The organism is Bradyrhizobium sp. USDA 4011 (assembly GCF_054063415.1).
Genome location: NZ_JBSSGG010000001.1, coordinates 3,292,649 through 3,319,610, shown reverse-complemented (window position 1 = coordinate 3,319,610; position 26,962 = coordinate 3,292,649). Strand labels below are relative to the sequence as shown.

Sequence of the window (26,962 nt, the reverse complement as noted above, 5' to 3'; positions counted from 1 at the left end):
CACACGCCGGGGCCTTGGTCGATCGCGGGCGGCTCGTCCGACATGCTTAATAAAGGCCTAACGGATCGGGTTGCTCTGTCTCGATCCGGCGAAATACTTCGACAATGACTCTTCGGTAGTTATTGCCACCATGTTGATCCGGGGTCGTTGATGCCGCTGCCCGCTCATTGTCTTGGACGCCTCCTCCGTCGCTTTCGCCGTAACCGCAGTGGTGTGACCGCGGTCGAATTCGCGCTGGTCGCGCCGCTGTTTTTCGGGCTGCTCTTTGCGATCATCGAAGTGGCAATGATCTTCTTTGCGAGCCAGGTGCTCGAGACGGTGACGCAGGACTCGTCTCGCTTCATCATGACCGGACAGGCCCAGGGCGCAAGCTATACCCAAGCGCAGTTCAAGAGCTACGTCTGTGGCCAGATCAATGCGCTGTTCGACTGCACCAACGGCATCTATGTCGACGTCCGCAGCTATCCGTCTGCGACAGGCTTTAGCAGCGTCAACATTACGCCGATCACCGATCCCAGCCAGGTGAAATGGTGTCCGGGCAAGGACGGCGACGTCGTGGTGGTCCGGCTGTTCTATCAATGGCAGCTGTTTGTCACCCAGCTCGGCTTCAACGCCTCGAACCTTCCCAATGGCAAGCGGCTCCTGATCGCGACCGCGACATTCAAGAACGAGCCATCCGGAACCGCCGGGGTCACATGCTCATGAGCAAGGTTGTGAAAACCCTGTCTGCGGCCTTGCTGCGCTCGGTTGCAGCTCTCGCGCATGACCGCCGGGGCCTCGCCGCCGTCGAGTTTGCCTTTATCATGCCGCTGATGCTGGTGATGTTCTTCGGCACCGTTGAATTTTCATCCGGGGTCGCGGTCGACCGCAAGGTCACGCTGATGGCGCGCGCCGCGTCAGATCTCACCTCGCAGGCGACGCAGGTGGTGGATGCCGACCTGCAAAACTTTTTCAGCGCCAGCGTCGGCATCATGACGCCCTACGATCCGTCGCCGACCAAGGTCACGCTGTCGGAGATCTACGTCGATAACTCCAACATCGCGCACATACAGTGGAGCAAGGCGGGGACGATCGCCTCGGGCGCCACGCAGGCCACGGTAACGGCCTCGACCCGCAGTCAGGGCGACATCGTGACAAGCATCGTTCCGCCGGCGCTGCTGGTTGCGGGCACCTATCTGATCTTCAGCGAAGTGAGCTACAAATACGTTCCGACGATCGGCTATGTGATGGCCAAGGCCGGCATCAATCTCAGCGACGTTGCCTTTACGCGGCCGCGGCAGTCGGTTTGCGTGTTCTATGCCCCGACGTCCGCCACCATGCCGACGACCTGCTCGACTTACTAGGGCCGTGGCGGCAGACTCGTGATCCAGACAAAAAGGGCCGCACCCGAAGGTGCGGCCCTTGATGCTTTGACGGCAATTTCCCGGAGCTTCGCGCTCCCGGGAAATCGGCTTATCCAGCGGCGCGCAGATTGTCGGCCGAGGATTTGCCGGAACGGCGGTCAGCAACGATCTCGTAGGAGATCTTCTGGCCTTCACGCAGAGTGCCAAGGCCGGCGCGCTCGACTGCACTGATGTGCACGAACACGTCGTTCCCGCCTTCATCCGGCTGGATGAAGCCGTAGCCCTTGGTCGCGTTAAACCACTTCACGGTTCCCATGCTCACGTGGGTAGTCCCTTCTCAGATATACAAGTTCAAGACCCGCTGGTCGGCGGGGTGGTGAGATCGAATTTTTGGAAGGGTCGTCAGCGTCTGAACCGGCTGTACCGGTATTGGCTAATGTCGTCCGGCCGAAAATCGATGGGTAGGATATTATTCGATAGAAGGCCTCAAAACAATCCTGACGTGCGCGATTTTTTGGCCGGCGGAGCCGCCGGCCAATTGTTGCGCAGGACATCAGGACGTCATGCGCGCAACAGTTGCAATGTCCAGCCTTATCGGCGGCGGAACTGGCCGCCGCGCTGCGCTCCGCCCCGCGGCGGACCGCCGGGTGCGCCACTCGGACGTTCGTCCTTGTGCCGGAAAATCAGGCGACCCTTTTCGAGATCGTAGGGCGACATTTCGATCGTGACGCGGTCGCCGGCCAGCGTCTTGATGCGGTTTTTCTTCATCTTGCCGGCGGTGTAGGCGACGATCTCGTGTCCGGCATCGAGTTGCACCCGGTAACGAGCGTCGGGGAGGATTTCGGTCACCAGTCCTTCGAACTGGATCAGCTCTTCCTTAGCCATATGTTTCTCCAGATCGAGCGACGGCTAGTGCTTCGGTCGGTTGTTGCGGTTGGGTTGCGGATTCGGCCGGCTCTCGCGATGCAAGAAGGCGACGCCCTGAATGCCTTCGCTGCTGCCAGCCTGCGACGGACGCGGCGACTCGCCCCGGCTCGTCTGCGGCGCGCCATTATTACCACCCCGACGGCGGCGGCGGCGAGGCCCTTTTGCACTTGGAGCGGGCTCATTCCCACGGACATTATGCGCGCGCGGCGCAGAGCGGCCGCCACGGTGGGGGCGGGGCGCCGGTGTCGGCGCGGCGGCCTCGCGGCTACCCTGCGTGCGACGGTCTTCCCGCGCCACGGTAATCCGGATCAGCCGCTCGATATCGCGCAGATAGCCCATCTCCTCGGCGCCGGCGACCAGCGAGATCGCGACCCCGTCGGCGCCGGCGCGCGCGGTGCGGCCGATGCGGTGGACATAGGTTTCCGGGATGTTGGGCAGGTCGAAGTTCACGACGTGGCTGACGCCGTCGACGTCGATGCCGCGGGCGGCGATATCGGTCGCCACCAGCGTGCGGATCTCGCCGGAGCGGAACGCCGCCAGCGTGCGCTCGCGGTGGTTCTGCGACTTGTTGCCGTGGATCGCATTGGCCTCGATGCCGGCCTTGGCAAGGCTCTTCACCACCTTGTCGGCGCCGTGCTTGGTGCGGGTAAACACCAGGGCACGATTGACCGCCTCCTGTTTCAGGAGCTGGGCGAGAACCGCCGGCTTGGCCGCAAAATCGACCTGGATCGCGCGCTGGGCGATGCGATCCACCGTCGAGGCCACCGGCGTCACCGCCACGCGGGCGGGGTCGCGCAGCATCGCCTCGGCGAGCTCGGCGATGTCCTTGGGCATGGTGGCCGAGAAGAACAGGGTCTGCCGCCGGATCGGCAGCTTGGCGACGATTTTGCGGATGTCGTTGATGAAGCCCATGTCGAGCATGCGGTCGGCTTCATCGAGCACCAGGAACTCGACCTGGTTGAGTTTCAGTCCGTTGCTCTGCACGAGGTCGAGCAGGCGGCCGGGGGTGGCGACCAGCACCTCGACGCCCTGCATCAGGGAGCGGACCTGGCGGCCCATCGGCACGCCGCCGATGGCGAGCGTCGAGGACAGCCGGACGTGGCGGCCATAGGTGTTGAAGCTGTCGAGGATCTGCCCGGACAGTTCGCGGGTCGGCGAGAGCACCAGCACGCGGCAGCTCTTGGGCTGCGGGCGGATACGGTTCTCGAGCAGCCGGTGCAGGATCGGCAGCGCGAAGGACGCGGTCTTGCCGGTTCCGGTCTGGGCGATGCCGACGACGTCGCGGCCGGCGAGTGCGAGCGGGATGGTCTGGGCCTGGATGGGGGTCGGCGTGAGATAGTTTTCTTCTCGAAGCGCGCGGGCGATGGGATCGGCGAGGCCGAAATCCTGAAAGGAGGTCAAAAGGTGGTTCTTTCCATAAAAGCCGTCATCGTCCCGGCCAGTATCGGCCGGAATCGCATGAAAGCATTCGGGGACACCCGCGTGTCTGGGGCGTCAAGCTGGGTTAGCTGAAAGGCGAGCCAGAAGCCGCTTGGGGGCGGCTTGAACACGCAGCTCGCGAAGGCACCGCGATGTCGCGGGCATGGCGAGGATATGGACCAGGAACTGGGCGGTTTCAAGATGATATCGTCGGGATTGGTGCGCGGAATGCGCCGAACCATCGCGCAACCTGTCATAAATCGGTGCCGGAAATTTAGCCAAGAAGGCAATTGTGCCTACAAAACAATCTGATTGCTCTTTCGGCAGTCAAGTTTTCGGCTCAATGATTGGGCAGCCGCCCTCCGTGTTTGCCCGGAACTCGTAAGATTATCCAGTTGGTTCATTGGCTTACGGTGCCCACACACCGTGGCACAGTTCTTGCGATTCCCTTAACCGCAGGCGGCCAAGCGGCCGTTCGCAAGCGTTCCACGCCTGCGTCAGGGAGACGACATTTCATGCTTACTCAGCTTACTCACAAAATAACGACGATGACCCGCCGCCGCGCGCTCGCGGCGACGGCCGGCCTGGTTTTGGGTCTGGCTGCGTCCTCGCCGTTCGCGCCCGCCCAAGCGGCCGACGACACCATCAAGATTGGCATTCTTCACTCGCTGTCGGGCACCATGGCCATCAGCGAAACCACGCTGAAGGACACGATCCTTTTCCTGATCGACGAGCAGAACAAGAAGGGCGGCGTACTCGGCAAGAAGCTCGAGGCCGTCGTGGTCGACCCCGCATCGAACTGGCCGCTGTTTGCCGAAAAGGCCCGCGAGCTGATCACCAAGGACAAGGTTGCGGTCGTGTTCGGCTGCTGGACCTCGGTGTCGCGCAAGTCCGTGCTGCCGGTGTTCAAGGAGCTCAACAACATCCTGTTCTATCCGGTGCAGTATGAGGGCGAGGAATCCGAGCGCAACGTGTTCTACACGGGCGCGGCGCCGAACCAGCAGGCGATCCCCGCCGTCGACTATCTGATGAAGGAAGAAAAGGTGAAGCGCTGGGTGCTGGCCGGCACCGACTACGTCTATCCGCGCACCACCAACAAGATCCTGGAGGCCTATCTGAAGTCGAAGGGCGTCGCCCAGGACGACATCATGATCAACTACACGCCGTTCGGTCACTCCGACTGGCAGACGATCGTGGCCGACATCAAGAAGTTCGGCTCGGCCGGCAAGAAGACCGCCGTGGTCTCCACCATCAACGGCGACGCCAACGTTCCGTTCTACAAGGAGCTCGGCAACCAGGGCATCAAGGCGACCGACATCCCGGTGGTCGCGTTCTCGGTCGGCGAAGAAGAGCTCGCCGGCATCGACACCAAGCCGCTGCTCGGCCATCTCGCCGCCTGGAACTACTTCGAGTCGATCAAGACCCCGGCGAACGAGAAGTTCATCAAGGAGTGGCAGGCCTACACCAAGAATCCGAAGCGCGTGACCAACGACCCGATGGAAGCGCACTACATCGGCTTCAACATGTGGGTGAAGGCGGTCGAGAAGGTGAAGTCGACCGATCCGGACAAGGTGATCGACGCGCTTCCCGGCACCGAGGCGCCGAACCTGACCGGCGGCGTATCGAAGATGCTGCCGAACCATCACATCACCAAGCCGGTGTTCATCGGCGAGATCAAGGGCAACGGCCAGTTCGACGTGGTCTGGAAGACCCCGGGTCTGGTGGCAGGCGACGCCTGGTCGAAGGAGCTTGAGGGCTCCAAGGATCTGATCGGTGATTGGGTCGGCAAGAAGTGCGGCAACTACAACACCAAGACCAACAAGTGCGGCGGCCAGGGCTCTTGATAGGGCGCGCCTGACCTCAACAACGACACAACACAACCATCCAAGAACCTGGAGAAGGCGGCACAGCTCGCCGCCTTCTCCTCACACTCCTGCCGGGGTAACGACGTGTTCGCCAATTGTATTGATCGTTTTCGCGCGCTTTGTCTTTCGATCCTGCTGCTGAGCTGCCTTGCTGTGCCGGCGCTGGCCGGCCCATTCGAGGATTCGGTCGCCAAATTCGCCAATGACGAGTTCTCCGACACCGAGGCTGCGATCGGCGAGGTTGCCGCATCGGGCAATGCGCTCGCTTCGCCGATCATCGCCGCGCTGCAGGACGGCCGGCTGTCGGCGGATCCGGACAGCAAGAAGGTCTTCATCACGCAGCCCGACGGCAAGATCGTCGACGCCGCGACCGGCGCGGCCGTCGACAAGCTGCCCGACAATGCCGCCGCCGTTCGCCTCAACAATCGCCTGCGCCGCACCGTGGAGGCCGCGCTCGGCGGCCTGACGCTGCTGTCGCCGGATCCGGCCAAGCGGCTCGCGGCTGCGCAATCGGTGTTCAAGAGCCACGAGGAGAATCTGCTGCCGACGGTGGAGGGCGCGCTCGCCAAGGAGAGCGTCAAGTCGATCAAGCAGGCTTTCGCCGAGGCGCGCGCAGCCATCATCCTGTTCAAACCGGATGCATCTGACAGCGACAAGCTCGATGCCGTCGCCGTGGTCAAGGCCCGGGGCGACCAGGAGGCGCTGGCGCTGCTCACCGGGCTCGGCGACCAGCCGCCGCTGGTCGCCAAGGCGGCGGCTACCGCGGTCACCGCGATCCAGAGCAATCTTGCGATGTGGTCGATGGTGCAGAATGCCTGGTACGGCCTGTCGCTCGGCTCGGTGCTGCTGCTCGCCGCGATCGGTCTTGCCATCACCTTCGGCGTGATGGGCGTCATCAACATGGCGCATGGCGAGATGGTGATGCTTGGCGCCTACACCACCTTCGTGGTGCAGGAGGTGATCCGCACCCGCTATCCCGCGATGTTCGACTATTCGCTGCTGATCGCGGTGCCGCTCGCCTTCCTGGTCGCGGGCCTCATCGGCGTCGTGATCGAGCGCACCATCATCCGCTTCCTCTACGGCCGCCCGCTGGAGACGCTGCTCGCGACCTGGGGCCTGTCGCTGGTGCTGCAGCAGGCGGTGCGCACCGCGTTCGGCCCGACCAACCGCGAGGTCGGCAACCCCTCCTGGATGAGCGGCGCCTTCGAGCTCGGCCAGATCACCATCACCTATAACCGGCTCTGGATCCTCTGCTTCACGCTCGCGGTGTTCGCCATCCTGCTGGCGATGCTGCGCTACACCGCGCTCGGGCTCGAGATGCGCGCGGTGACGCAGAACCGCCGCATGGCGGCCTCGATGGGAATCGCCACCTCGCGCGTCGACGCGCTGACCTTCGGCCTCGGCTCGGGAATCGCCGGCATTGCCGGCGTGGCCTTGTCGCAGATCGACAATGTCAGCCCGAACCTCGGCCAGAGCTACATCATCGACAGTTTCATGGTCGTGGTGTTCGGCGGCGTCGGCAATCTCTGGGGCACGCTGGTCGGCGCCTTCACGCTCGGCATCGCCAACAAGTTCCTGGAGCCGATGGCAGGTGCGGTGCTCGGCAAGATCGCGATCCTGGTGCTGATCATCCTGTTCATCCAGAAGCGGCCGCGCGGCCTGTTCGCGCTCAAGGGCCGGGCGGTGGAAGCATGACGCCGCACATCCTCACCCGTTCGCTCGACCGCGCCGCGACCGCGTTCGTGCTGCTCGTCGCCGCGGTCGGCGTGCTGATCCCGCTGTCCAACCTGCTGCTGCCGCAGGGCTCGATGTTCCAGGTGCCGACCTATCTGGTGGCGCTGTGGGGCAAATATGTCTGCTACGCCATCCTCGCGCTCTCGATCGATCTGATCTGGGGCTATTGCGGCATCCTCTCGCTCGGCCATGGCGCGTTCTTCGCGCTCGGCGGCTACGCGATGGGCATGTACCTGATGCGGCAGATCGGCAGCCGCGGCGTCTACGGCAACCCGATTCTGCCCGACTTCATGGTGTTCCTGAACTGGGACAAGCTGCCCTGGTACTGGTACGGCTTCGACAAGTTCTGGGTTGCCGCGTTGATGGTGCTGCTGGTGCCGGGCCTGCTTGCCTTCTGCTTCGGCTGGCTCGCCTTCCGCTCGCGCGTCACCGGCGTCTATCTGTCGATCATCACGCAGGCAATGACCTATGCGCTGCTGCTGGCATTCTTCCGCAACGATTTCGGCTTCGGCGGCAACAACGGCCTGACCGACTTCAAGGACATCCTCGGCTTCAACGTGCAGGCCGAAGGCACGCGCTGCGCGCTGTTCCTGCTGAGCTGCCTGGCGCTGATCATCGCCTTCCTGATCTGCCGCGCGATCGTGACCTCGAAGCTCGGCAAGGTCCTGATCGCGGTGCGCGATGCCGAAAGCCGCACCCGTTTCCTCGGCTATCGCGTCGAATCCTATAAGTTGTTCGTGTTCACGCTGTCGGCCTGCATGGCCGGCGTCGCCGGCGCGCTCTACGTGCCGCAGGTCGGCATCATCAATCCGAGCGAGTTCGCGCCCGGCAATTCGATCGAGGCGGTGATCTGGGTCGCGGTCGGCGGCCGCGGCACGCTGATCGGCGCCGCACTCGGCGCCGTCGTGGTCAATTACGCCAAGACGTTCTTCACCTCCGGTCCGCTGGCGCCGTACTGGCTGTTCATGCTGGGCGCGCTGTTCATCCTGGTCACGCTGCTGTTGCCCAAGGGCATCGTCGGCACCTTCAACAGCTGGTGGGAGACGCGGCGTAGCGCGGCCCTCGCGGCCGACAGGGCAAGCGCCGCGCGCGAAGACGGCGTCGGCGCACCGAACCCCGCGGAGTAGGCAGATGAACGTCATGGATACCCGCGCCACTTCGGCCATGCTTTATCTCGATGGCGTGCACGTCTCGTTCGACGGCTTCCACGCCATCAACAATCTGTCGCTGACGCTTGCGCCCGGCGAGATGCGTGCCATCATCGGCCCGAACGGCGCCGGCAAGACCACGATGATGGACATCATCACCGGCAAGACCAAGCCGGACGAGGGCACCGTGCTGTTCGACGGTACGGTCGACCTGACCCGGCTCGACGAGACCCGCATCGCCGAGCTCGGCATCGGCCGCAAATTCCAGAAGCCGACGGTGTTCGAGAGCCAGTCCGTGCAGGACAACCTGCTGCTCGCGCTCAATGTCGATCATTCCGTGCGTGGCACGCTGTTCTGGCGCGGCAGCAAGGCCGAGGCCGAGCGCATCGACAAGGTGCTGGAGACCATCCGCCTGACCGATGCGCGCAACCGCCTCGCCGGCAGCCTGTCGCACGGCCAGAAGCAGTGGCTCGAGATCGGCATGCTGCTGGCGCAGGACCCCAAGGTGCTGCTGGTCGACGAGCCGGTCGCCGGCATGACCGATGTCGAGACCCATCTGACCGCCGAACTGCTGAAGGAGATCAACAAGAACCACACCATCATGGTGGTCGAGCACGACATGACCTTCGTGCGCGAGCTCGGCGTCAAGGTGAGCTGCCTGCACGAAGGCACGGTGCTCGCCGAAGGTTCGATCGACCAGGTATCGTCGAACGAGCGGGTGGTCGAAGTGTATCTGGGGCGCTAGGCGATGCTGAAGGTCGACAACATCAATCTCTACTACGGCGCGGCGCAGGCGCTGCGCGGGGTGTCGCTGACTGCCGAGCCGGGCAAGGTCACCTGCGTGCTCGGCCGCAACGGCGTCGGCAAGACCTCGCTGCTGCGCGCCATGGTCGGCCAGTATCCGATCGCCTCCGGCGCGATCAATTTCGACGGCAAGGACATCACCGCGCTAAAACCCTACGAGCGGGCACGGCGCGGCATCGGCTTCGTGCCGCAGGGCCGCGAGATCTTCCCGTTGCTGACGGTGGAGGAAAACCTCAAGACCGGCTTCGGTCCCTTGAAGCGCGAGGACCGCAACATCCCCGACGACGTGTTCTCGCTGTTTCCGGTGCTGCAGACCATGCTGGGCCGCCGCGGCGGCGACCTTTCCGGCGGCCAGCAGCAGCAGCTTGCGATCGGCCGCGCGCTGGTGATGCGGCCGAAGCTCCTGCTGCTCGACGAGCCGACCGAGGGCATCCAGCCCTCGATCATCAAGGACATCGGCCGCGCCATTTCCTATCTGCGCAACCTCGGCAACATCGCAATCGTTCTGGTCGAACAATATCTCGACTTTGCCTGCGAACTCGGCGACAGTTTTGCCGTGATGGACCGGGGCGCGGTGAAATATGCCTGCGATCGTGCAAGCCTCGATCCCGCCGAGATCAGCCGCCAGATGGCGCTGTGAATTTGATGTGACGCCGCCTTTCGCGGCGCGCGCTAGGGAGCGTCGGGGGAATGCGGAGCGGGATCGCAGGCGCGGCAGCGGCGACGTTTGCGGCAAACCGCGCCCAGGGCGCTGTCAGGTTCGGCGTGCATCGCAAGGATGGCGCGACCCGCCGCGGTGATCTCCATGAATCGGGCTCGCTGCGCGTCCGTTTTCCGTCGCCGGAGGACGACGGCCTGTCGGCCATGTTCGTCAACACCGCCGGCGGCATTGCCGGCGGCGACCGCTTCGACATCGCAATCGCGGCCGGTGAGGGCGCCCGCCTGACGCTGACCACGGCGGCCGCCGAAAAGGTCTATCGTGCTCCGGCAGCGTTTTCGAGCGAAGTGGATGCCGGTTCGCGTGAAGAAAACGCGTCCAAACAAAATGAGGGCCTGGAGCGATCCAGCCGGATCGCACCAGGCCCGGCAGCCGCGGCGCGGCTTGACATCGCGCTGAAGGTCGCTGATGGCGCGCATCTCTCCTGGCTGCCGCAGGAGACCATCCTGTTCGACCGCGCCCGCATTCATCGCCGCTTCGACATCGACCTGGCTGAAGGCGCTTCGCTTTTGCTGTGCGAGATCGTGGTGTTCGGCCGTGCCGCGATGGGCGAGACCATGCGCCATGGCGAGTTCGTCGACCGCTGGCGGATGCGCCGTGGCGGCCGGCTGGTGTTTGCCGAGACGATCAGGCTCGACGGCGAGATCGGTGACAAGCTGGCACGGCCCGCGATCGCGAAGGGCGGCTGCGCGATTGGCACCGCGTTGATCGTGCCGGGCGACGAGGCGCTGATCGAGCGCATCCGCGAGGCGTCCCAATACTTCGGCGGCGAAGTCGGCATCTCCGCGTGGAATGGCTTTGCAATGGCGCGCTTCTGTGCCCAAGATGCGGCCCGGTTGCGTGCCGACATGATGGCGGTGCTCGGCCGCGCCTCCTTGGTCCCGCTGCCGCGGCTGTGGCTCAACTAGACCCTTCAAGATCATCAGAGTGCTCGCATGAATTTGTCTCCCCGCGAAAAGGACAAGCTCCTGGTATCGATGGCCGCCATGGTGGCGCGCCGCAGGCTTGAGCGCGGCGTCAAGCTGAACCACCCCGAGGCGATCGCGCTGATCACCGACTTCATTGTCGAGGGCGCGCGTGACGGCCGCACCGTCGCCGACTTGATGCAGGCCGGCGCCAAGGTCCTGACCCGCGACCAGGTGATGGCCGGCATCCCGGAGATGATCCACGACATCCAGGTCGAGGCGACATTTCCCGACGGCACCAAGCTCGTCACCGTGCACCAGCCGATCCGATAGGAGTGCGACATGATTCCCGGCGAACTCTTCATCAAGGACGGCGAGATCGAGCTCAATGCCGGCCGGAAGACCGTGACGCTGTCGGTTGCCAACACCGGCGACCGCCCGATCCAGGTCGGCTCGCACTATCATTTCTTCGAGACCAACCCGGCGCTGAAATTCGACCGCAAGAAGGCCCGCGGCATGCGCCTCGACATCGCCGCCGGCACCGCCGTCCGCTTCGAACCCGGCCAGACCCGCGACGTCCACCTCGTGGCACTCGCCGGCAAGCGCGTGATCTACGGCTTCCGCGCCGAGGTGAAGGGGAAGCTTTGATTGTAATCTAAGCGGCGAGTGTGATGGTGATGGTCGATAGTGAGGTGAGCACTGCGGTCAGGCTCCCTCCCCCCTTGCGGGGGAGGGTGGGGAGAGGGGCATGCCGCACACCCAAGTGAGCGACATCCAGCGCGGTCGCGCCAAGGAGCTCCGCCGTGCGATGACGCGCGCGGAGACGCTGCTGTGGCGGCACCTGAAAGCCGACCGCCTGGCGGGTCTCAACTTTCGTCGACAGGTGCCGATCGGCAATTACATCGCCGATTTTGTCGCGCATTCGTGCAAGCTCGTCGCTGAGGTCGACGGCGAGAGCCACGATTTTGGAGAGCGAGTTCTGCATGACGAGCGACGAGATACGTGGCTCAAGTCTCGCGGCTACCGCGTCCTTCGTTTCACCAGCGACGACGTGATGAAAAATCTGGAGGGCGTTGTTCTCGGTATCGCGGAAGCAGCGGAGCAAGCGGCACCCCTCTCCCTAACCCTCCCCCGCAAGGCAGGGCTATCGCATGTGGCCGAGGAGTTCGAAGAGGAATGCATCGTTCCATCCGGCGCGCTTGAGCTTGCCGCGCAGGGAGACTGTCGTGTCCGGGTGGGCTTGGGCGACGTTGAGAGCCAGACGCCTGAGCACGGCCAGGTTGGCCGGTCCGTTGTCCTTGCGATTGCGGGCGAGGTCCTCGTCGAGGGTGACGTCGAGCGGCCAGTGCAGGCGATTTTCGATGCCCCAATGAGCACGGACGATGCGCAGGACCTCTTTGCGGCTGTAGGGGCGGCTCATCAGGAAGTAGCGCTCGACCGTGTCGTCCTGTCCCCGCTTGCTGGTGATGCGGGCGACAGCTTTGAGGCCCGGAAAGTCGTGCTTCTTGGCCATGCCAGGAACCGATGCGACCAGCGCCACACGCTTCTCGTTGCGTCCATGTTCCGCATCGATGGTGGTCAGCGAGGTCTTGCCCTTGCGTTTGACGGCGCGGATTGCGGCTTTGGCATCCTCCAACAGAGCGGGCTGGTTCGCCTTCACCGCCAGCACGTAGTCACCGCCCCGTGCCACAATCGCTTCGGCCATCCCGCGGTGGCAATGCAGGGCATCGGCCGTGACCACGCAGCCCTTGAGTTGCAGAAGCGCAAGCAACTGCAGGGCACCGTCGGCTTCGTTGTTGTTCGGCGCCAGCACATTGGCGAGCGCCATGCGCGTCTGCTCCGCCCAGGCGGTCACCATCACCGGCGGCATGTGGCTCTTGCCGCGTTCGTAACCCCGCCGCAACGCCTTGCCGTCGAGCGCGATCACCCCGCGCGGCCGCTTGATCTTCGCGCCTTGCGCAAAGGCCGTCATAAAACGCCGGAACGCGACCTCGAACGCCTTCGGATCGAGCATCCGGAATACCCGGCTGAACGTGTCGTGGCTCGGCAGGCCATTCTTGAGCTCCAGCACATCCTGCCAAAGATAGGCCTTCATCCGGGCAAACAGTGCCATGTCGGTGCAACTCGTCGCCCCGCACAGCGTCGCCATCAGTGCGATGAACAAGATCTCGGTCAGGTCATGCAGCGCGTTGTCGGCCCGCGGGTCGGGCAAATCTTCAAAGCACTCGGCAAATCGTTGCATCGGCCGCTCCCTCTAGATCAGGAGCGACCTTCAGAATCTCTTTCTCCCGATTTGGCAACTACTTGCAGCCGCGCACGTGCGATTCCCCTGCCCCGCAAGGGGGGAGGGAACCCTTCCACCGATGCCTCCCTTACATCTAAGGTCAATGGAGCGGAGAAGCCGTGATGCAAGGTGGCGCAGTTGCGGCGAGACGTGAGGTGAGCACACTTTTCAGGCTCCCTCCCCCCTTGCGGGGGAGGGTTGGGGAGAGGGGTAAGCCCCGGGCGCCGGCAGAAATTATTTCTCGATACCATACCGATCGAAATTGCGACGGGAGTGCCGCAATCTGATGCTGCCCGCGCTTTGCATGGTCTCCGAAGCTGCCGAGCTTGCCGCGCGCCGTCACAACGGCATGGCGCGCAAGGGGCGGGGCAATGAGCCTTACATCAACCATCTGGCCGAGGTTGCGAACCTGCTGGCGCAGGTGACCGATGGTGCCGATGCCGAGCTGGTGGCGGCGGGATGGCTGCACGACACCATCGAGGACACCGGGACCACGCGCGAGGAGCTCGCGCAAAAGTTCAGCGAACGCGTTGCCGCGCTGGTGGTCGAATGCACCGACGACATGAGCCTGCCAAAGGCCGTGCGCCGGCAAAAGCAGATCGAGGACGCTCCGCACAAATCGCCCGGCGCCAAGCTGATCAAGACCGCCGACAAGATCAGCAATATCGGCGCCCGGATCGTGCCGCATCCAGGCAAGGACGAGCGCGACGATCTCGCCGACTATGCGGCTTGGGCCGACAAGGTCGTTGCCGGTTGCCGGGGGATCAATCCGCGGCTCGACCGCATTTTCGATGACACTATCGCGCGCGCCAAGGCCGCGCTGGCTGAAACTGGGGGCTGACATGTCCGTGAAGATCAAACGTTCCGTCTATGCCGACATGTTCGGGCCGACCACCGGCGACAAGGTGCGGCTCGCCGATACCGATCTGATCATCGAGGTCGAGAAGGATCTCACCACCTATGGCGAGGAGGTCAAGTTCGGCGGCGGCAAGGTGATCCGCGACGGCATGGGGCAATCGCAGGTGACCAACGCGCAAGGCGCGGCCGATACCGTCATCACCAACGCGCTGATCGTCGATCACTGGGGCGTCGTGAAGGCCGACGTCGCGATCAAGGAGGGCATGATTGCGGCGATCGGCAAGGCCGGCAATCCGGACATCCAGCCCAACGTCACCATCATCATCGGGCCGGGCACCGACGTGATCGCGGGCGAGGGCAAGATCCTCACCGCGGGCGGATTCGACAGCCACATCCACTTCATCTGCCCGCAGCAGATCGAGCACGCGCTGATGAGTGGCGTCACCTCGATGTTGGGGGGCGGCACCGGCCCCTCGCACGGCACCTTCGCCACCACCTGCACGCCCGGCCCGTGGCACATGGGGCGGATGATCCAGTCGTTCGACGCCTTCCCGGTCAACCTCGGCATCTCGGGCAAGGGCAACGCCTCGCGCCCGGCGGCGCTGGTCGAGATGATCAAGGGCGGCGCCTGCGCGCTGAAGCTGCACGAGGATTGGGGCACCACGCCGTCGGCGATCGACACCTGCCTGTCGGTGGCCGACGATTACGACGTCCAGGTGATGCTGCATTCGGATACGCTGAACGAATCCGGTTTCGTCGAGGACACCGTGAAGGCATTCAAGGGCCGCACCATCCATGCTTTCCACACCGAGGGCGCCGGCGGTGGCCACGCGCCGGATATCATTAAAATTGCCGGTCTGAAGAACGTGCTGCCGTCCTCGACCAATCCGACCCGGCCGTTCACCCGCAATACCATCGACGAGCATCTCGACATGCTGATGGTGTGCCATCACCTCGATCCGTCGATCGCCGAGGACCTCGCCTTCGCCGAAAGCCGGATCCGCAAGGAGACCATCGCGGCCGAGGACATCCTGCACGATCTCGGCGCGCTCTCGATGATGTCGTCGGACTCGCAGGCGATGGGCCGGCTCGGTGAAGTCATCATCCGCACCTGGCAGACCGCCGACAAGATGAAGAAGCAGCGCGGAGCGCTGCCGCAGGACAAGGGCAACGACAACGACAATTTCCGCGTCAAGCGCTACATCGCCAAATACACCATCAACCCGGCGATCGCGCATGGCGTGTCGAAGCTGATCGGTTCGGTGGAGAAGGGCAAGATGGCCGATCTGGTGTTGTGGTCGCCGGCGTTCTTCGGCGTCAAGCCGGACTGCATCATCAAGGGCGGCTCGATCGTGGCGGCGCCGATGGGCGATCCGAACGCCTCGATCCCGACACCGCAGCCGGTGCATTACCGGCCGATGTTCGCCGCCTTCGGCAAGGCGCTGACCGCCTCCTCTGTCGTGTTCACCTCGAAGGCCGCGGTCACCGGCGGCCTCGCCCGCAAGCTCGGTACAGCCAAGAAGCTCTACGCGGTGCAGAACACCCGCGGAAAGATCTCCAAGAAGAGCATGATCCATAACGACGCGACGCCCGAGATCGAGGTCGATCCCGAGACCTATGAGGTACGCGCGGACGGCGAGCTCCTGACCTGCGCGCCGGCCGAGGTACTGCCCATGGCACAGCGCTACTTTATGTTCTAAAACCACTCCCGGTAACTGGAGCGTTTCCGAGCGAAGTGGATTTCCGGTTCGCGGAAAGAAAACGCGTCAAGACAAGACCCAAGCCAAAAGAGAAAACCGGGAGGAATTTCCGTGATTTACGTCGTCGCTACGCTGACCATCAAGCCCGAGACCCGCGCCGAATTCATCGCTGCGGCGACGGCCTGCATCAAGGAAACCCGCAAGGAGCCCGGCAACATCGCCTACGATCTGCACGAGAGCGTCACCGACCACAGCAAGATGGTGTTCGTCGAGCAATGGGAGAACGCCGAGGCGCTGGTGCCGCATCGCACCGCCGAGCACATGAAGACGTTCGGCCGGGTCGCGGTGAAGTGCATGGCCGCGCCGCCGAAGATCGAGGTGATCACGCCCGAGAAGGTCGACGTTCGCTAACAAGAACAAGAACGGGAGAAACACCATGATCTATGTCATCGCCACCACGCCGATGAAGCCGGAGAACAAGGACGACTTCATCAGGGGACACAAGGCGTGCATCGCCGAGACCCGCAAGGAGAAGGGCTGCCTCTCCTACGAGGGCCATGTCAGCGTCAACGATCCCAATCTGTATGTGGTCGTCGAGCGCTGGGAAACCCGCGAGGATCTCAACGCGCATGGCAAGGCGCCGCACATGAAAGTATGGCGCGACTATTCCGCGCAGATGAAGACCGGCCCGACGGTGATCGAGATCATCAGTGACGCCAAGGTCGAGAAGTTCTGAGGGTTCGATGATCCGCGCAACCAAGGTTTTGGGACAGCATCGCTGGACAGAAGCTGCAGCCGACACCGTCGTGCTCGATTTCGACGACCGGCACCGGCGGCGGATGGCGATGACTGGGACGCGCGGGCTGGAATTCCTGCTCGATCTCGAGAACGCCGTCGCGCTGCGCGGCGGCGACGCATTGGTGCTGGAGGACGGCCGCCTCGTCGAGGTGGTCGCAGCTCCGGAGCCGCTCGCGGAAATCCGCGGCAGCGATCCGCATCATCTGATCCGGGTCGCCTGGCATCTTGGCAACCGCCATCTGCCCACGCAGATCATGCCGAAAGGCCTGCGCATTCGGCGCGATCACGTGATCGAGGCGATGGTGAAGGGGTTGGGGGCCCGTGTCATCGAGATCGAGGCGCCGTTCGATCCCGAGGGCGGGGCCTATGCCGAGCACGCACATGCCGACGAGCACGCGCATGGTCACGCCGGGCACGATCATGCCCATGGCGACGCGCAAGATCATGGTCACCACCACGGTGACGGACATCATCATGACCATGGGCATGACCACGACCACCACCATCATCATGATGAGCATTGCGACCATGCCCATCATCACCACGACCACTCCCATGCTCATGACCACAAATGAGCCTGATCCCGCTGCGGTGCGCGGCGGGATGGCGGAGGACGAGGCGGCCGCGCTGTACCGGCTGATGACGTGGCTGTCGCCGTCCTTTCCAGTCGGTGCGTTCGCCTATTCCAGCGGCATCGAATGGGCGGTCGAGGCCGGCGACATCACCGATGCCGCGTCGCTGCGCGGCTGGCTCGCGGCGATGCTCACCGACGGCAGCGGCTTTTGCGACGCCGTGTTCCTTGCGCAGAGCCATCGCGCGGCGTCGCAGCCCGGTCATGCGGAGCTGAACGAGATCGCCGAGCTTGCTGCTGCCTTCGTGCCGTCGCGCGAGCGGCAGCTCGAGACCACGACGCAGGGGCGTGCCTTCATCGAGATCGCCCGCGCGGCCTGGAATTCATCCGGCCTCGGCGCGATGATTGCGGCTTGCGACGGACCGATCGTGTACCCGGTCGCGGTCGGTATCGTCAGCGCAGCGCATGGCATCCGGCTGGCGCCTTCGCTGCATGCCTTCCTGCATGCCGTGCTCTCGAACTGGATTTCAGCAGGCAGCCGCTTGATTCCGCTCGGGCAGACCGACAGCCAGCGCGTGCTGGCCGGTCTCGAGCCGGTCGTTGCCGCAACCGCAACGCGGGCCAACGCGGCTTCGCTCGACGATCTCGGCAGCGCGACCTTTCGGGCCGACCTCGCAAGCCTGCGCCACGAGACGCAGTACACGAGGCTGTTCCGGTCATGATGCGCTACACTGCCGGGTCGTCCCTGCGAAAGCAGGGACCCATGACCACAGGCGCTTGTGGTTATGCAAGTTTGCGGCCCCAGCTTCGCGCAAAAACTCAATTCGGTGGTTATGGGTCCCGGCTTTCGCCGGGACGACGATGGATGGATTGATATGGCAACTTCTCATGGCCCGTTGCGCGTCGGCGTCGGCGGTCCGGTCGGCTCCGGCAAGACCGCGCTGATGGATCTGCTCTGCAAGGCGATGCGCGAGCGTTACGACATCGCTGCGATCACCAACGACATCTACACCAAATGGGATGCCGAGTTTCTGGTGCGCTCCGGCTCGCTGACGCCGGACCGCATCGCCGGCGTCGAGACCGGCGGCTGCCCGCACACCGCGATCCGCGAGGACGCCTCGATGAACCTCGCTGCGGTCGCCGACATGCGGGCGAAATTCCCCGATCTCGACCTGGTCCTGATCGAATCCGGCGGCGACAATCTGGCGGCGACCTTCTCGCCGGAATTGGCCGATCTCACGATCTACGTCATCGACGTCGCCGCCGGCGACAAGATCCCCTCCAAGGGCGGCCCCGGCATCACGCGGTCCGACCTTCTGGTGATCAACAAGATCGACCTCGCACCCTATGTCGGTGCGTCGCTCGAGAAGATGGACACCGACGCCAGGCGGATGCGTGGCGAGCGGCCCTTCGTGATGACCAATCTGAAGAAGAGCGACGGCCTCGACCGCATCATCAGCTTCATCGAGACCAAGGGCGGCCTTCGGTCGCAGGACGCAGGCAAGGCGGGTGCCAAGGCCGGCAGTCGTTAATCATTGTGGCTGCGCACCGGCTCTCTCCCCCGTCACCCTGAGGCGCTCGCGTAGCGAGCCTCGAAGGGTGCACGGCCCTGCCGGCCGGGCGGTTCATCCTTCGAGACGCCGCTTGGCGGCTCCTCCAGCGACAAAGGCGAAGCCTTTGCGCGGGGATGACGGTGAGGCGATGCTGGACTGCCCCGCCGCAAAAAAGCTGCGCAATCGCCGGAACAATTTCCAACTTTGACGATTAGCAACCTTTGGTGCCGCCAAAGACCGCCGGATGGCGTCGTCGTTAATGTTGCTGACCGGCTCCTGTTGCGTACCGATGATCGCTATTCCATATTCCTTTGCGGCTGGCGTTCATCGCACCCTGATTTGTCGCCGCCCCCGCAGAAGCCAGATGCCTACCGTCCCCTTTCGCCACCCCCTGATTGCCGAGTAAGCGTGTGGTTCGACTGGGCTTCATCGTTGCATTGATTGCGCTGATCGGAGTTCTGCTCTCCGGTCTTGCCGCCTATCGGGTGCACGATCAGGAGCTCGCAATCGACGGCATCGCGCTGGCGCGGGCGATCGACGTCCATGCCAGCCTGGTGCAGGACCGCCTGACCGAGCGCGAGCTGCTGGCGCGGGTAGCCTCGGGACTGTTCCGGACCCCGTCGATGGTGAAGGCCAATATGCTGCAGCCGCTGCGCTCGGCGATCTACGCCTTCAAGACCGATTTCGTCGTCGCCGCCTGGATCGCGCGGCTCAAGCCGAACGAGCTGACCGCGGCCGAGGCGGAGCTCAAGGCCGCCGGCTTCACCAATCCCTCGATCCGTGATTTCGACGACCAGGCGCTCGACGTCAAGGCGCTCGACAAGCCGATCAACGTGCTGATGGATGTCGAGCCGCGCAATCCGGAAACCCTGAGCATCCCGGGCCGCGCCTTCGACCGCCACTCCGTGGTCGGTCCGATGCTGGCGCAGGCGATGGCGAACGCCAAGCCCGTGGCCTCGGACCCGGTGCCGCTGCTGCGGCAGAACGGCCCAGTCGGGGTCGTGCTCGCCGCGCCGGTGTTCCAGGAGGGTGGGTCCGAGCCGGCCGGCTTCATCACCTTTTCCTACGAGCTGTCGTCGCTGATGCTGACCAACGACGATTCCTCGCTGTTCGCGGTGGCGTTGAAGGACCCGCGTGATTCCAATGACGAGTTCACCGCCAACGAGCAGGGCATCGTCACCTCGCGCGCGATGCGCCAGGACGGCCCGCTGCCGTCGATGGTCCGCACGGTGACGTTCGGCGGTCGGGACTGGTCGCTCGACTATTACGCCAAGAGCAACGCCACGGTGCGCGCGCAGCAGACCGCGACCATCGTCGCGGCGATCGGCCTCGCGCTGACCGGCATCGTCTGCGGCCTGTTCGGCTATGTCGCCTACAACAATTTGCGTCTCAGCCGCGAGATCGAGGTCCGGATCGGCTTCGAGCGCCGGTTGACCGCGGTCATCGACGAGCTCAACCATCGGGTCAAGAACATCCTCGCGGTGATCCAGTCGATCGTGACCCGCACGCTGCGGCACGGTGCCGACATCGACGTCGCGCGCGAACTGTTGATCGGGCGTATCCACGCGATGTCGAATGTCGTCACGCTGCTCAGCGAGAGCCAGTGGCAGGGCGTCAAGCTGAAGGGCCTGTTCGAATCGCGCGCGATTCCGCATGCCGACCGGATCGCGGTGAACGGTCCCGACATCACCGTCAGCGCCCGCGCCGCGCAATCGCTGTCGCTGCTATTTTTCGAGCTCGCCTCGCACTCCGACGAAGGGCTGTCGCTGGTCGGCAAGCATCCGCACATCGTCGCCAACTGGGAGGTCGCCGGCGAGGATGCGGAGACGGTCTTCCATTTCCGCTGGGAAGAGTTCAACACCAGCCAGGCGACGCGGCGAGCCGACAGCGATTTCGGCCTGATCCTGCTCGACCGCGTCGCGCCGGAGGCGCTGGGCGGCTCCGCGAAGCGCTACTTCACCGACGTCTCCTATGTCTATGAGCTGACCGCGCCGATGGACACTGTGGTCGACATGACTGAGCGCGACCGCACCGAGCAGTTCTCCACGCCGGTGCGTCCGGTGAAGAAATAGCGGCCGCCTCAAGTTGTGCGACTCTATCGTTGCTCGTATTGATCGAAATCAGGCGCGCGGGACGACGCTCAAATGATCTGCGTCGAAATCCGGCATCCGTATTAGCCCGCAACCGAACGTTAAAACTTCGTTGAACATGCTTGGGCATATACCGAGCAGGATACCGTCTGAGGACCCCGATGAGGCTTTGGGTCAGCCTGACCTTGCTCGCGGCAGTTTTGCCGGTAGGGCTGTCGCTTGCCTTGACCCCGGCGACGGCGCCCCGCGACCCTGCGACAATCCGTGCCAGCTATCGCCGGCCCGACGTCGTTCCCTTCCCGAGCAGCAATCCCTATTCGGAGGCGAAATCCGCGCTGGGGCGGATGTTGTTCTTCGATCCGCTGCTGTCGCGGTCCAAGACGCATTCCTGCGCGAGCTGCCACAGGCCCAGCCTGTCATGGGCTGACGGCCTTCCACGCGCCATCGGTGAGGATCCGAAAGGCTTGCCGATCCGCTCGCCGACGTTGATCGATGTCGCCTTCTTCGAGCCGCTGGGATGGGACGGCAAGTTCAAGGATCTCGAATCCGTTGCGTTCGGGCCGATCCTGAGCCCGATGAACCTGAACATGACCGAGCCGGAATTGATCGCGCGTCTCGCGGCGATCCCCGGCTATGTCGATGCATTCACCCACGCGTTCGGCGACGGCGCGATCACGCGGCCGAGGATCGAGCAGTCGCTGGCGACCTTCGAGCGCTCCATCGTCGCGGGCGAAGCCCCGTTCGACCGCTGGATCAAGGGCGACGAGAGCGCGATCAGCGCAACGGCCCAGCGCGGCTTTGAGCTTTTCAACGGCAAGGGACGTTGTTCGTCCTGCCACAGCGGCCCATCCTTCTCCGACGGGTCCTTCCAGGATATCGGCACCGCCAAAGGCCAGGACATCGGGCGCGGCCGCTTCTTTCCGACCTCGGCGAAGCTGAAATATGCATTCAAGACCCCGACATTGCGCGACGTCGCGCGCCGTGCGCCCTACATGCACGACGGATCGGTCGCAACGCTGGAAGATGTCATCGAGCTCTACAACAAGGGCGGGATCGAGCGGCCGAGCCGGTCGCCCGACATCAAGCCGTTGTCTCTGACGGCAGGCGAGAAGAAGGACCTCATCGCCTTCCTGCAAACCCTGACCGCCACGGCCCCGCCGGTGGTGGGGATTCCCAAATTGCCGCGCTGAGCGCGGCAGAGGGTCTGGAACGGGGGCTCGTCAGGCGAGGTGCGGCAGTGCGGCCCCAAGCAGGCCGAGCCCGACGACCAGGAACGCACCCGCGCAGGTCTCGAGGGCCGCCGTGCGCGACGGGGACGATTTTGTCACGTAGGCGAGGGCTGACCCCACCCCGATACTCACGACGCTCAACGCTCCGAACATCTAACCGGCCTCCCGATCCGATTTGTCCGGATTTCACTACGACAGTTGAATTGAGCCCCCGTGCCGGAATTAGCTAAAATTTGATGGAACCGGCCGCAAAAGATGCACTGAAGGACGGGTTGGGGCCAGCCTGCCGCAATTAACCACAATGCAACCAGCGGATGTCCGAGGCAGGCGCAAAGCGTAAAATTTGATATAAGTTAAACAAGTCCTTAAGCGTATGTGTGTGGGCGGTTGGTTCAATGTTTAGTGGGCGGGAGCGAGATGCCGCGTCGGCTGTGCGCTCCTTTTTCGCGACGTGCCTTGCAGCGGTCTTGTTTTGCGTCACAGCCGCGCGCAGTGCCGAGGCACATGTCAAATGGTTTTGCGCTTACGATGTCGCCGGTCAGCCGCGCGGACTCGAGAATGTCCTTTGCCTCGATTTTGAACTGCTGCTCGGCGTCGCCGTCTTCTGGCTGTTTGCGGGCTGCCTGATCGAGCCGACATCGCTGGGCGATGCGACCATTCGCGTGCTGGACCGCGTCACCGAGGGACTTCGGCTGCACACCGAACTGATGATGCGCGCGGTCTGCGCATTCTTCTTCATCTCGATCTGGGCCGTGGGCGGGATCCTGCTGACGCCCGAGTTGAAGACGTCGTCACCGCTCGTGGGCGCGTTGCAGCTCGCCATCGCCGCCGGCATGCTGTCGCGGCGCACGCTGCCGCTGTCGGCCGTGGGGATGGCGATCCTGTTCGGCATCGGCGTTCGCGACTACGGCGTCTTCCATCTTGCCGACTACCCGATTTTTCTCGGCGTTGCCGCCTATTTTGCGCTGATCGGGCTGAACAAGGACCTGTTCGGAATCCGTCCGATCGACGTGATGCGGTACGCCGCGGCGGTGACGCTGATGTGGGCCTCGGTCGAAAAATGGGCCTATCCGGAATGGAGCTTTCCGCTCCTGATCGAGCATGCCGGGATGACCCTCGGCTTCGATAACGAATTCTACATGCGCGCCGCGGGCATGGTGGAATTCGCGCTCGCCTTTGCCCTGATCTGGACGCCGCTGATCCGGCGCTGCGCCGCCGCCGTGCTGGCGGGGATGTTCATCAGCGCGTGCTTCGAATTCGGCAAGATCGACACCATCGGACACTCGGCCATCATCGCCGTGCTGTTTGCGGTTCTTGCCGACAACAAGGTATTGCCGCGCGATCGTCGCGCGCCGTGGCTTGCCCCGGTTGCGCTCTGTGCCGCGCTGTCGCTGACGCTGTTCGTCTACTATTTCGGCCACGCCGCGATCTTCAAGACCTCGGTCCTGTAGATCGTCGATCCCGAGGGGGACTATTTGGCGACGTGGACGGCAAGCTTCATCTTCGGATGGATGCCGCACAACACGGTGTAGTCGCCGGGCACGGAAAAGGTGACGTCGAACTTGCTGCCCGGCTGCTGGTCGCCCGAGTCGAAACTGAACGTATCGGTGCTCAAATAAGCGTGATGCAGCAGTTCGCCGTCATCGTTAATGAATCGTAAAACCTCGCCGCGCTTGATCGAAATCTCCGCGGGCTTGAATTCGCGATCCTTCTGCGAGATGACATAGGGAGCCGCACCCAGAGCGGCGCCGGCTAGCGCTCCCGTGACAATCGCGGCCACTAAAGGCACGCCTCCGGACCGGCCGAGGCGCAGGATGCGCAACAAGCCTGACTGCATGAGACCCCCGCTTGGAATTCCGACGCCTGCCAATCTAGCGTGCAAATGATGCGTCCCGCATTTACCTGTAAGGGTGATTATCGTCGGCTGATCTTAACGATTTCAGCATCAGTTCCAGTCACTACTAAAGCAATTTTGAGCAGACAGTCATTTTTCCGCAAGCGCTGCGCGTTTCTGCGTGGCTTGAACATCGAGCACTACGGCGAAACGCGGGCATGGATAGCCTATTAGGCAACCTCAAGATGAAGACCGGTGCAGCCATTCGGTTCGCAACCGGCGGCCTGTCGCGTCTTGCCCTGACCAAGGGTTCGATCCGCACCCAGATTCTGATTTTCTGCCTCGCGATGAGCGCCGTCGCGGTTGCGCTGGGCGGATACTCGATCCTTGGCATCCGCCATGCCGGCGATCTGGTGGCCAAGACGTTCGACGAATCCCTGATGTCGATCAATTACGCCCGCGCGGCCGGTGCGGACTTCGCTTCGATGCGGGTGGCGTCGTCGCAGCGTCTGCTGACCACGGATCCGGAAATTCGCGCCAGCCTCGACAGCCAGATCGAAAAGCTCGCCAAGACGCTTTCGGAAGACCTGACGATCGCTGCCGACCGCTCGCAGTCCTCGCGGGCCGCGCAAGCCGCGGCAAAGGTTCAGGAAGCCGCCGACGCCTGGATGGCGCTGCATCGCCGCGCGATCGGATCCTCGCTCGAGGGAATCCCGGCGGCTGATCCGCAGTCCTCGGGCACCACGGTCGGCGACGTCGATCGCTACTCCAAGACCGTCAGCCAGCAGGTTGAACTGCTGGTCAACTATACGGCCGGCGACGGCTTTCTGTTCAGGCAGAAGGCGCTCTCGACGATCAAGCGGGACCTGCAGCTCAACGTCGGCGGACTGACCGTCGCGCTGTTCCTGTCGGCGCTGTTCTCGTGGTTGTTGGCGCGCCGGATCATCGGGCCTGTCGCCATTGCATCGCGGGCTGCGCGGAGCATCGCCGGAGGCGACCTCGACGCGACCGTCCCCAAGGGTGGCACCGACGAGCTAGGCACGCTCCTGACCGCCATGGAAACCATGCGCGACAACATCAGGCGGATGGTCGATCAGGAGGTCTCGCAACGCCGCTCGGCGCAGGCGCGGCTTTCCGATGCGCTCGAAACGTCGCGCGAAGGCGTCGTGCTGCTCGACGCGGATGGTCGGATCGCGCTGGCCAACTCGCGCGCCAGCGAATTCATTCGTCTCTCGCCGCAGCTTCTGCGGTCGGATCGGCTCGATGCCCCCAGCCTGGTGCCGGCCGACGGTGACATCGATGGCTTCGCGAGCGAGGCGCAGCTTTCCGACGGGCGCTGGCTGCGTGTCAGCCGCAGCGAGACGCAGGAGGGCGGGGTCGTCCTCGTCTACAGCGACATCTCCGCGTTGAAGCAGCAGAAGGCCGAGCTGCACGAAACCAATCTGCGGCTCGACGCGGCGCTCACGCACATGTCGCAAGGATTGTGCCTGTACAACAGCGAGGCGCGGCTGCAGGTCGCCAACCGCCGGTTCTGCGAGATCTTCGATATTTCACCGGAGCTCGTCGTTCCCGGTATGACCATGGAGGACGTGCTCGGCCTCAGCGTCGCCGCCGACAATCACGGTGACCAGACCGTCGCCGACCTGCTGGCGGAACGCGAGCGATCGATGGCCCAGCACGAGGGCAACTATCTGCAGCATCTCAGCGATGGACGGATCATTGCCATCGCGCAACGGCCGACATCCGACGGCGGCTGGCTCGTCACCTGCGAGGATGTCACCGAACAGCAGCGGGCGGAGTCGCAGATCGCGTTCATGGCCCGGCACGATGCCCTGACCAGGCTGCCGAACCGGACGTTGCTGGCCGAACGGATCGAGCTGGCGGTCGCTCAGGTCGGCCGCGGATCCGGCTTCGCGGTGTTCTGCCTCGATCTCGATAACTTCAAGCAGGTCAACGATACGCTCGGACATCCGGTCGGCGACGAACTGCTGTGTGCGGTCGCCGACCGCCTCAACGCCTGCGTTCGCGAGGTCGACACCGTCGCGCGTCTCGGCGGCGACGAGTTCGCGGTCATCCAGTGTGGCGTCCAGGCCGGAGAGGAGGCCGAGCGCCTCGCCCGCCGCATCGTGGAGTGCGTCGGCGCTCCGTACGAGCTGAACGGGCATCGCGTCGTGGTCGGGTGCAGCGTCGGCATCTCGATGTCGCCGGTCGACGGCACCACCGGAGAGAAGCTCCTGAAGAACGCCGACGTCGCCTTGTACCGTGCCAAGATGGAAGGCCGGGGTACCTGGCGCTTCTTCGAGCCAGCGATGGACGCCAGCCTGCAGCGGCGGCGGGCGATCGAGCTCGATCTCCGCGAGGCGATGGCCAAGGACGAGTTCTCGTTGTACTACCAGCCGCTTTACGATCTCCATCTCGACCGCATCTGCGGCTTCGAGGCGCTGCTGCGCTGGCATCACCCGAAGCGCGGACTGGTGGCGCCGGACCAGTTCATCCCGATCGCCGAAGAGATCGGCCTGATCGGTCCGTTGGGAGAATGGGTGCTCAATCGCGCCTGCGAGCAGGCCGTCACCTGGCCCAGCGAGATGAAGCTCGCGGTCAACGTCTCCGCGGTCCAGTTTCGCGACCCCGACTTCATCGACGTCGTCGTCAACGCGCTGGCGGCGTCAAAATTGTCGCCGCGCCGGCTGGAGCTCGAAATCACCGAGTCCGTCTTCCTCGCGAACAGCAGCGAGACGCTTGCAACGCTGCACAAGCTGAAGGCGTTGGGATTGCGCATTGCGCTGGACGATTTCGGCACCGGTTATTCGTCGCTGAGCTATCTGCGCAGTTTTCCGTTCGACAAGCTCAAGATCGACAAATCCTTCGTGGGCGACGCGACCGCGGCGCATGGATCGAAATCGATCGTGCGCGCCGTCATCAGCCTTGGCCGGAGCCTTGGCATGACCACGATCGCCGAAGGCATCGAGACCATCGAGCAGCTGGACTACATGCGGGCCGAGGGCTGCAACGAGGCTCAGGGCTTCCTGTTCAGTCATCCGGTCCCGGTGACTGAGATCGCGGGCAAGATTCTCGAACTGAGAAACGGCTTCAAGCCGACTGCCGTCAAGCAGGCGATGGCGGGCTAGGCTGTTGCGCCGGGAGCCGCGCGGATCCATCTCCAGGCCTCGCCGATATCGTCA

At 64.0% G+C, this 26,962-nt stretch carries 27 protein-coding genes and 1 pseudogene; 22 read left to right on the top strand and 6 right to left on the bottom strand.

The window, feature by feature from the left end; translation table 11 throughout:
• The first annotated feature begins 150 nt into the window (after positions 1-150).
• Together ACVW1C_RS15555 and ACVW1C_RS15550 are read left to right on the top strand one after the other, a co-directional pair.
• Positions 151-705, top strand: a complete 555-nt coding sequence (locus tag ACVW1C_RS15555; RefSeq protein ID WP_456759164.1) for a TadE/TadG family type IV pilus assembly protein — start codon at positions 151-153, stop codon at positions 703-705.
• Positions 696-1,343, top strand: a complete 648-nt coding sequence (locus ACVW1C_RS15550; RefSeq protein WP_456759163.1) for a TadE/TadG family type IV pilus assembly protein — start codon at positions 696-698, stop codon at positions 1,341-1,343. Before ACVW1C_RS15555 ends, ACVW1C_RS15550 begins: the two co-directional genes overlap by 10 nt.
• A gap of 109 nt (positions 1,344-1,452) precedes the next feature.
• Here the strand turns inward: ACVW1C_RS15550 and ACVW1C_RS15545 are convergent, their stop codons facing one another.
• From ACVW1C_RS15545 to ACVW1C_RS15535, 3 genes are all read right to left on the bottom strand, one after another.
• Complete coding sequence (locus tag ACVW1C_RS15545; RefSeq protein ID WP_016842648.1) at positions 1,453-1,665, bottom strand: cold-shock protein; 213 nt, start codon at positions 1,663-1,665, stop codon at positions 1,453-1,455.
• A 269-nt stretch (positions 1,666-1,934) separates the two neighbouring features.
• Positions 1,935-2,228, bottom strand: coding sequence for a translation initiation factor IF-1 (gene infA / locus ACVW1C_RS15540; protein ID WP_016842649.1), 294 nt, complete (start codon positions 2,226-2,228; stop codon positions 1,935-1,937).
• Between the two features lie 24 nt (positions 2,229-2,252).
• Positions 2,253-3,671, bottom strand: coding sequence for a DEAD/DEAH box helicase (locus ACVW1C_RS15535; RefSeq protein ID WP_456759162.1), 1,419 nt, complete (start codon positions 3,669-3,671; stop codon positions 2,253-2,255).
• 533 nt (positions 3,672-4,204) lie between these two features.
• On the opposite strand from ACVW1C_RS15535, the gene urtA reads away from it, so the two are divergent.
• The 9 genes and pseudogenes from urtA to ACVW1C_RS15490 form a co-directional block, all read left to right on the top strand.
• Positions 4,205-5,533, top strand: a complete 1,329-nt coding sequence (gene urtA, locus ACVW1C_RS15530; RefSeq protein WP_097673797.1) for an urea ABC transporter substrate-binding protein — start codon at positions 4,205-4,207, stop codon at positions 5,531-5,533.
• Positions 5,534-5,653: 120 nt separating this feature from the next.
• A complete protein-coding gene (gene urtB, locus ACVW1C_RS15525; RefSeq protein ID WP_456763092.1) occupies positions 5,654-7,249 on the top strand; it encodes an urea ABC transporter permease subunit UrtB in 1,596 nt (531 codons plus the stop codon).
• A complete protein-coding gene (urtC, locus tag ACVW1C_RS15520; protein ID WP_456759161.1) occupies positions 7,246-8,415 on the top strand; it encodes an urea ABC transporter permease subunit UrtC in 1,170 nt (389 codons plus the stop codon). Before urtB ends, urtC begins: the two co-directional genes overlap by 4 nt.
• Positions 8,416-8,419: 4 nt before the next feature.
• Positions 8,420-9,181, top strand: coding sequence for an urea ABC transporter ATP-binding protein UrtD (urtD, locus tag ACVW1C_RS15515; RefSeq protein ID WP_456759160.1), 762 nt, complete (start codon positions 8,420-8,422; stop codon positions 9,179-9,181).
• 3 nt (positions 9,182-9,184) lie between these two features.
• Entirely contained in the window at positions 9,185-9,880 is a 696-nt protein-coding gene (gene urtE, locus ACVW1C_RS15510) for an urea ABC transporter ATP-binding subunit UrtE (protein ID WP_021076835.1), read from the top strand.
• A gap of 50 nt (positions 9,881-9,930) precedes the next feature.
• Complete coding sequence (locus tag ACVW1C_RS15505; protein ID WP_456759159.1) at positions 9,931-10,866, top strand: urease accessory protein UreD; 936 nt, start codon at positions 9,931-9,933, stop codon at positions 10,864-10,866.
• A 27-nt stretch (positions 10,867-10,893) separates the two neighbouring features.
• Positions 10,894-11,196: an urease subunit gamma gene (locus tag ACVW1C_RS15500; RefSeq protein ID WP_456759158.1), complete on the top strand. Its 303-nt coding sequence runs from the start codon at positions 10,894-10,896 to the stop codon at positions 11,194-11,196.
• A 9-nt stretch (positions 11,197-11,205) separates the two neighbouring features.
• Positions 11,206-11,511, top strand: coding sequence for an urease subunit beta (locus tag ACVW1C_RS15495; protein WP_038387566.1), 306 nt, complete (start codon positions 11,206-11,208; stop codon positions 11,509-11,511).
• 100 nt (positions 11,512-11,611) lie between these two features.
• Positions 11,612-11,896 (top strand): annotated as a pseudogene (locus ACVW1C_RS15490) (endonuclease domain-containing protein); the annotation flags it as partial.
• Positions 11,897-12,007: 111 nt separating this feature from the next.
• Here ACVW1C_RS15490 and ACVW1C_RS15485 read toward each other — a convergent pair.
• Positions 12,008-13,105, bottom strand: coding sequence for an ISAs1 family transposase (locus ACVW1C_RS15485; RefSeq protein ID WP_456758476.1), 1,098 nt, complete (start codon positions 13,103-13,105; stop codon positions 12,008-12,010).
• Positions 13,106-13,433: 328 nt separating this feature from the next.
• On the opposite strand from ACVW1C_RS15485, the gene ACVW1C_RS15480 reads away from it, so the two are divergent.
• From ACVW1C_RS15480 to ACVW1C_RS15440, 9 genes are all read left to right on the top strand, one after another.
• Positions 13,434-13,988 (top strand): HD domain-containing protein, encoded by a 555-nt coding sequence (locus tag ACVW1C_RS15480; RefSeq protein ID WP_456759157.1) that lies wholly within the window; start codon positions 13,434-13,436, stop codon positions 13,986-13,988.
• 1 nt (position 13,989) lies between these two features.
• A complete protein-coding gene (gene ureC, locus ACVW1C_RS15475) occupies positions 13,990-15,705 on the top strand; it encodes an urease subunit alpha (RefSeq protein WP_456759156.1) in 1,716 nt (571 codons plus the stop codon).
• A 111-nt stretch (positions 15,706-15,816) separates the two neighbouring features.
• Positions 15,817-16,116 carry a putative quinol monooxygenase gene (locus tag ACVW1C_RS15470; RefSeq protein ID WP_024581875.1) on the top strand — a complete coding sequence of 100 codons (300 nt, stop codon included), beginning with the start codon at positions 15,817-15,819 and terminating at the stop codon, positions 16,114-16,116.
• Positions 16,117-16,141: 25 nt separating this feature from the next.
• Entirely contained in the window at positions 16,142-16,441 is a 300-nt protein-coding gene (locus ACVW1C_RS15465) for a putative quinol monooxygenase (protein ID WP_456759155.1), read from the top strand.
• 7 nt (positions 16,442-16,448) lie between these two features.
• On the top strand, positions 16,449-17,078 hold the full coding sequence (locus ACVW1C_RS15460) for an urease accessory protein UreE (protein WP_456759154.1): 630 nt from the start codon (positions 16,449-16,451) through the stop codon (positions 17,076-17,078).
• Complete coding sequence (locus ACVW1C_RS15455; RefSeq protein ID WP_456763091.1) at positions 17,059-17,796, top strand: urease accessory protein UreF; 738 nt, start codon at positions 17,059-17,061, stop codon at positions 17,794-17,796. Before ACVW1C_RS15460 ends, ACVW1C_RS15455 begins: the two co-directional genes overlap by 20 nt.
• A gap of 153 nt (positions 17,797-17,949) precedes the next feature.
• Positions 17,950-18,606 carry an urease accessory protein UreG gene (gene ureG / locus ACVW1C_RS15450; protein WP_456759153.1) on the top strand — a complete coding sequence of 219 codons (657 nt, stop codon included), beginning with the start codon at positions 17,950-17,952 and terminating at the stop codon, positions 18,604-18,606.
• A 431-nt stretch (positions 18,607-19,037) separates the two neighbouring features.
• Positions 19,038-20,699 (top strand): CHASE domain-containing protein, encoded by a 1,662-nt coding sequence (locus ACVW1C_RS15445; RefSeq protein ID WP_456759152.1) that lies wholly within the window; start codon positions 19,038-19,040, stop codon positions 20,697-20,699.
• A gap of 179 nt (positions 20,700-20,878) precedes the next feature.
• A complete protein-coding gene (locus ACVW1C_RS15440; RefSeq protein ID WP_456759151.1) occupies positions 20,879-21,907 on the top strand; it encodes a cytochrome-c peroxidase in 1,029 nt (342 codons plus the stop codon).
• Between the two features lie 30 nt (positions 21,908-21,937).
• Here the strand turns inward: ACVW1C_RS15440 and ACVW1C_RS15435 are convergent, their stop codons facing one another.
• Complete coding sequence (locus tag ACVW1C_RS15435) at positions 21,938-22,078, bottom strand: hypothetical protein (protein ID WP_375786777.1); 141 nt, start codon at positions 22,076-22,078, stop codon at positions 21,938-21,940.
• 335 nt (positions 22,079-22,413) lie between these two features.
• Here ACVW1C_RS15435 and ACVW1C_RS15430 point away from each other — a divergent pair, with 335 nt between their 5' ends.
• Positions 22,414-23,397: a hypothetical protein gene (locus ACVW1C_RS15430; RefSeq protein WP_456759150.1), complete on the top strand. Its 984-nt coding sequence runs from the start codon at positions 22,414-22,416 to the stop codon at positions 23,395-23,397.
• A 20-nt stretch (positions 23,398-23,417) separates the two neighbouring features.
• On the opposite strand, the gene ACVW1C_RS15425 is transcribed toward ACVW1C_RS15430, so the two are convergent.
• Positions 23,418-23,783, bottom strand: coding sequence for a methylamine utilization protein (locus ACVW1C_RS15425; RefSeq protein ID WP_456759149.1), 366 nt, complete (start codon positions 23,781-23,783; stop codon positions 23,418-23,420).
• Positions 23,784-23,998: 215 nt separating this feature from the next.
• On the opposite strand from ACVW1C_RS15425, the gene ACVW1C_RS15420 reads away from it, so the two are divergent.
• A complete protein-coding gene (locus ACVW1C_RS15420) occupies positions 23,999-26,908 on the top strand; it encodes an EAL domain-containing protein (RefSeq protein ID WP_456759148.1) in 2,910 nt (969 codons plus the stop codon).
• The last annotated feature ends 54 nt before the right edge of the window (positions 26,909-26,962 follow it).

Excerpts from the sequence above, each read along its gene's own strand:
- ACVW1C_RS15550 (WP_456759163.1), top strand. The coding sequence starts at position 696 with ATGCTCATGAGCAAGGTTGTGAAAACCCTGTCTGCGGCCTTGCTGCGC.
- ACVW1C_RS15480 (WP_456759157.1), top strand. The coding sequence starts at position 13,434 with ATGCTGCCCGCGCTTTGCATGGTCTCCGAAGCTGCCGAGCTTGCCGCG.
- ACVW1C_RS15460 (WP_456759154.1), top strand. The coding sequence starts at position 16,449 with ATGATCCGCGCAACCAAGGTTTTGGGACAGCATCGCTGGACAGAAGCT.
- urtA (WP_097673797.1), top strand. The coding sequence starts at position 4,205 with ATGCTTACTCAGCTTACTCACAAAATAACGACGATGACCCGCCGCCGC.
- ACVW1C_RS15455 (WP_456763091.1), top strand. The coding sequence starts at position 17,059 with ATGCTCATGACCACAAATGAGCCTGATCCCGCTGCGGTGCGCGGCGGG.
- ACVW1C_RS15420 (WP_456759148.1), top strand. The coding sequence starts at position 23,999 with ATGGATAGCCTATTAGGCAACCTCAAGATGAAGACCGGTGCAGCCATT.
- ACVW1C_RS15495 (WP_038387566.1), top strand. The coding sequence starts at position 11,206 with ATGATTCCCGGCGAACTCTTCATCAAGGACGGCGAGATCGAGCTCAAT.
- ACVW1C_RS15500 (WP_456759158.1), top strand. The coding sequence starts at position 10,894 with ATGAATTTGTCTCCCCGCGAAAAGGACAAGCTCCTGGTATCGATGGCC.
- ureC (WP_456759156.1), top strand. The coding sequence starts at position 13,990 with ATGTCCGTGAAGATCAAACGTTCCGTCTATGCCGACATGTTCGGGCCG.
- ACVW1C_RS15465 (WP_456759155.1), top strand. The coding sequence starts at position 16,142 with ATGATCTATGTCATCGCCACCACGCCGATGAAGCCGGAGAACAAGGAC.
- ACVW1C_RS15440 (WP_456759151.1), top strand. The coding sequence starts at position 20,879 with ATGAGGCTTTGGGTCAGCCTGACCTTGCTCGCGGCAGTTTTGCCGGTA.
- ureG (WP_456759153.1), top strand. The coding sequence starts at position 17,950 with ATGGCAACTTCTCATGGCCCGTTGCGCGTCGGCGTCGGCGGTCCGGTC.
- ACVW1C_RS15505 (WP_456759159.1), top strand. The coding sequence starts at position 9,931 with ATGCGGAGCGGGATCGCAGGCGCGGCAGCGGCGACGTTTGCGGCAAAC.
- urtC (WP_456759161.1), top strand. The coding sequence starts at position 7,246 with ATGACGCCGCACATCCTCACCCGTTCGCTCGACCGCGCCGCGACCGCG.
- ACVW1C_RS15485 (WP_456758476.1), bottom strand. The coding sequence starts at position 13,105 with ATGCAACGATTTGCCGAGTGCTTTGAAGATTTGCCCGACCCGCGGGCC.
- urtD (WP_456759160.1), top strand. The coding sequence starts at position 8,420 with ATGAACGTCATGGATACCCGCGCCACTTCGGCCATGCTTTATCTCGAT.
- ACVW1C_RS15555 (WP_456759164.1), top strand. The coding sequence starts at position 151 with ATGCCGCTGCCCGCTCATTGTCTTGGACGCCTCCTCCGTCGCTTTCGC.
- urtE (WP_021076835.1), top strand. The coding sequence starts at position 9,185 with ATGCTGAAGGTCGACAACATCAATCTCTACTACGGCGCGGCGCAGGCG.
- ACVW1C_RS15425 (WP_456759149.1), bottom strand. The coding sequence starts at position 23,783 with ATGCAGTCAGGCTTGTTGCGCATCCTGCGCCTCGGCCGGTCCGGAGGC.
- infA (WP_016842649.1), bottom strand. The coding sequence starts at position 2,228 with ATGGCTAAGGAAGAGCTGATCCAGTTCGAAGGACTGGTGACCGAAATC.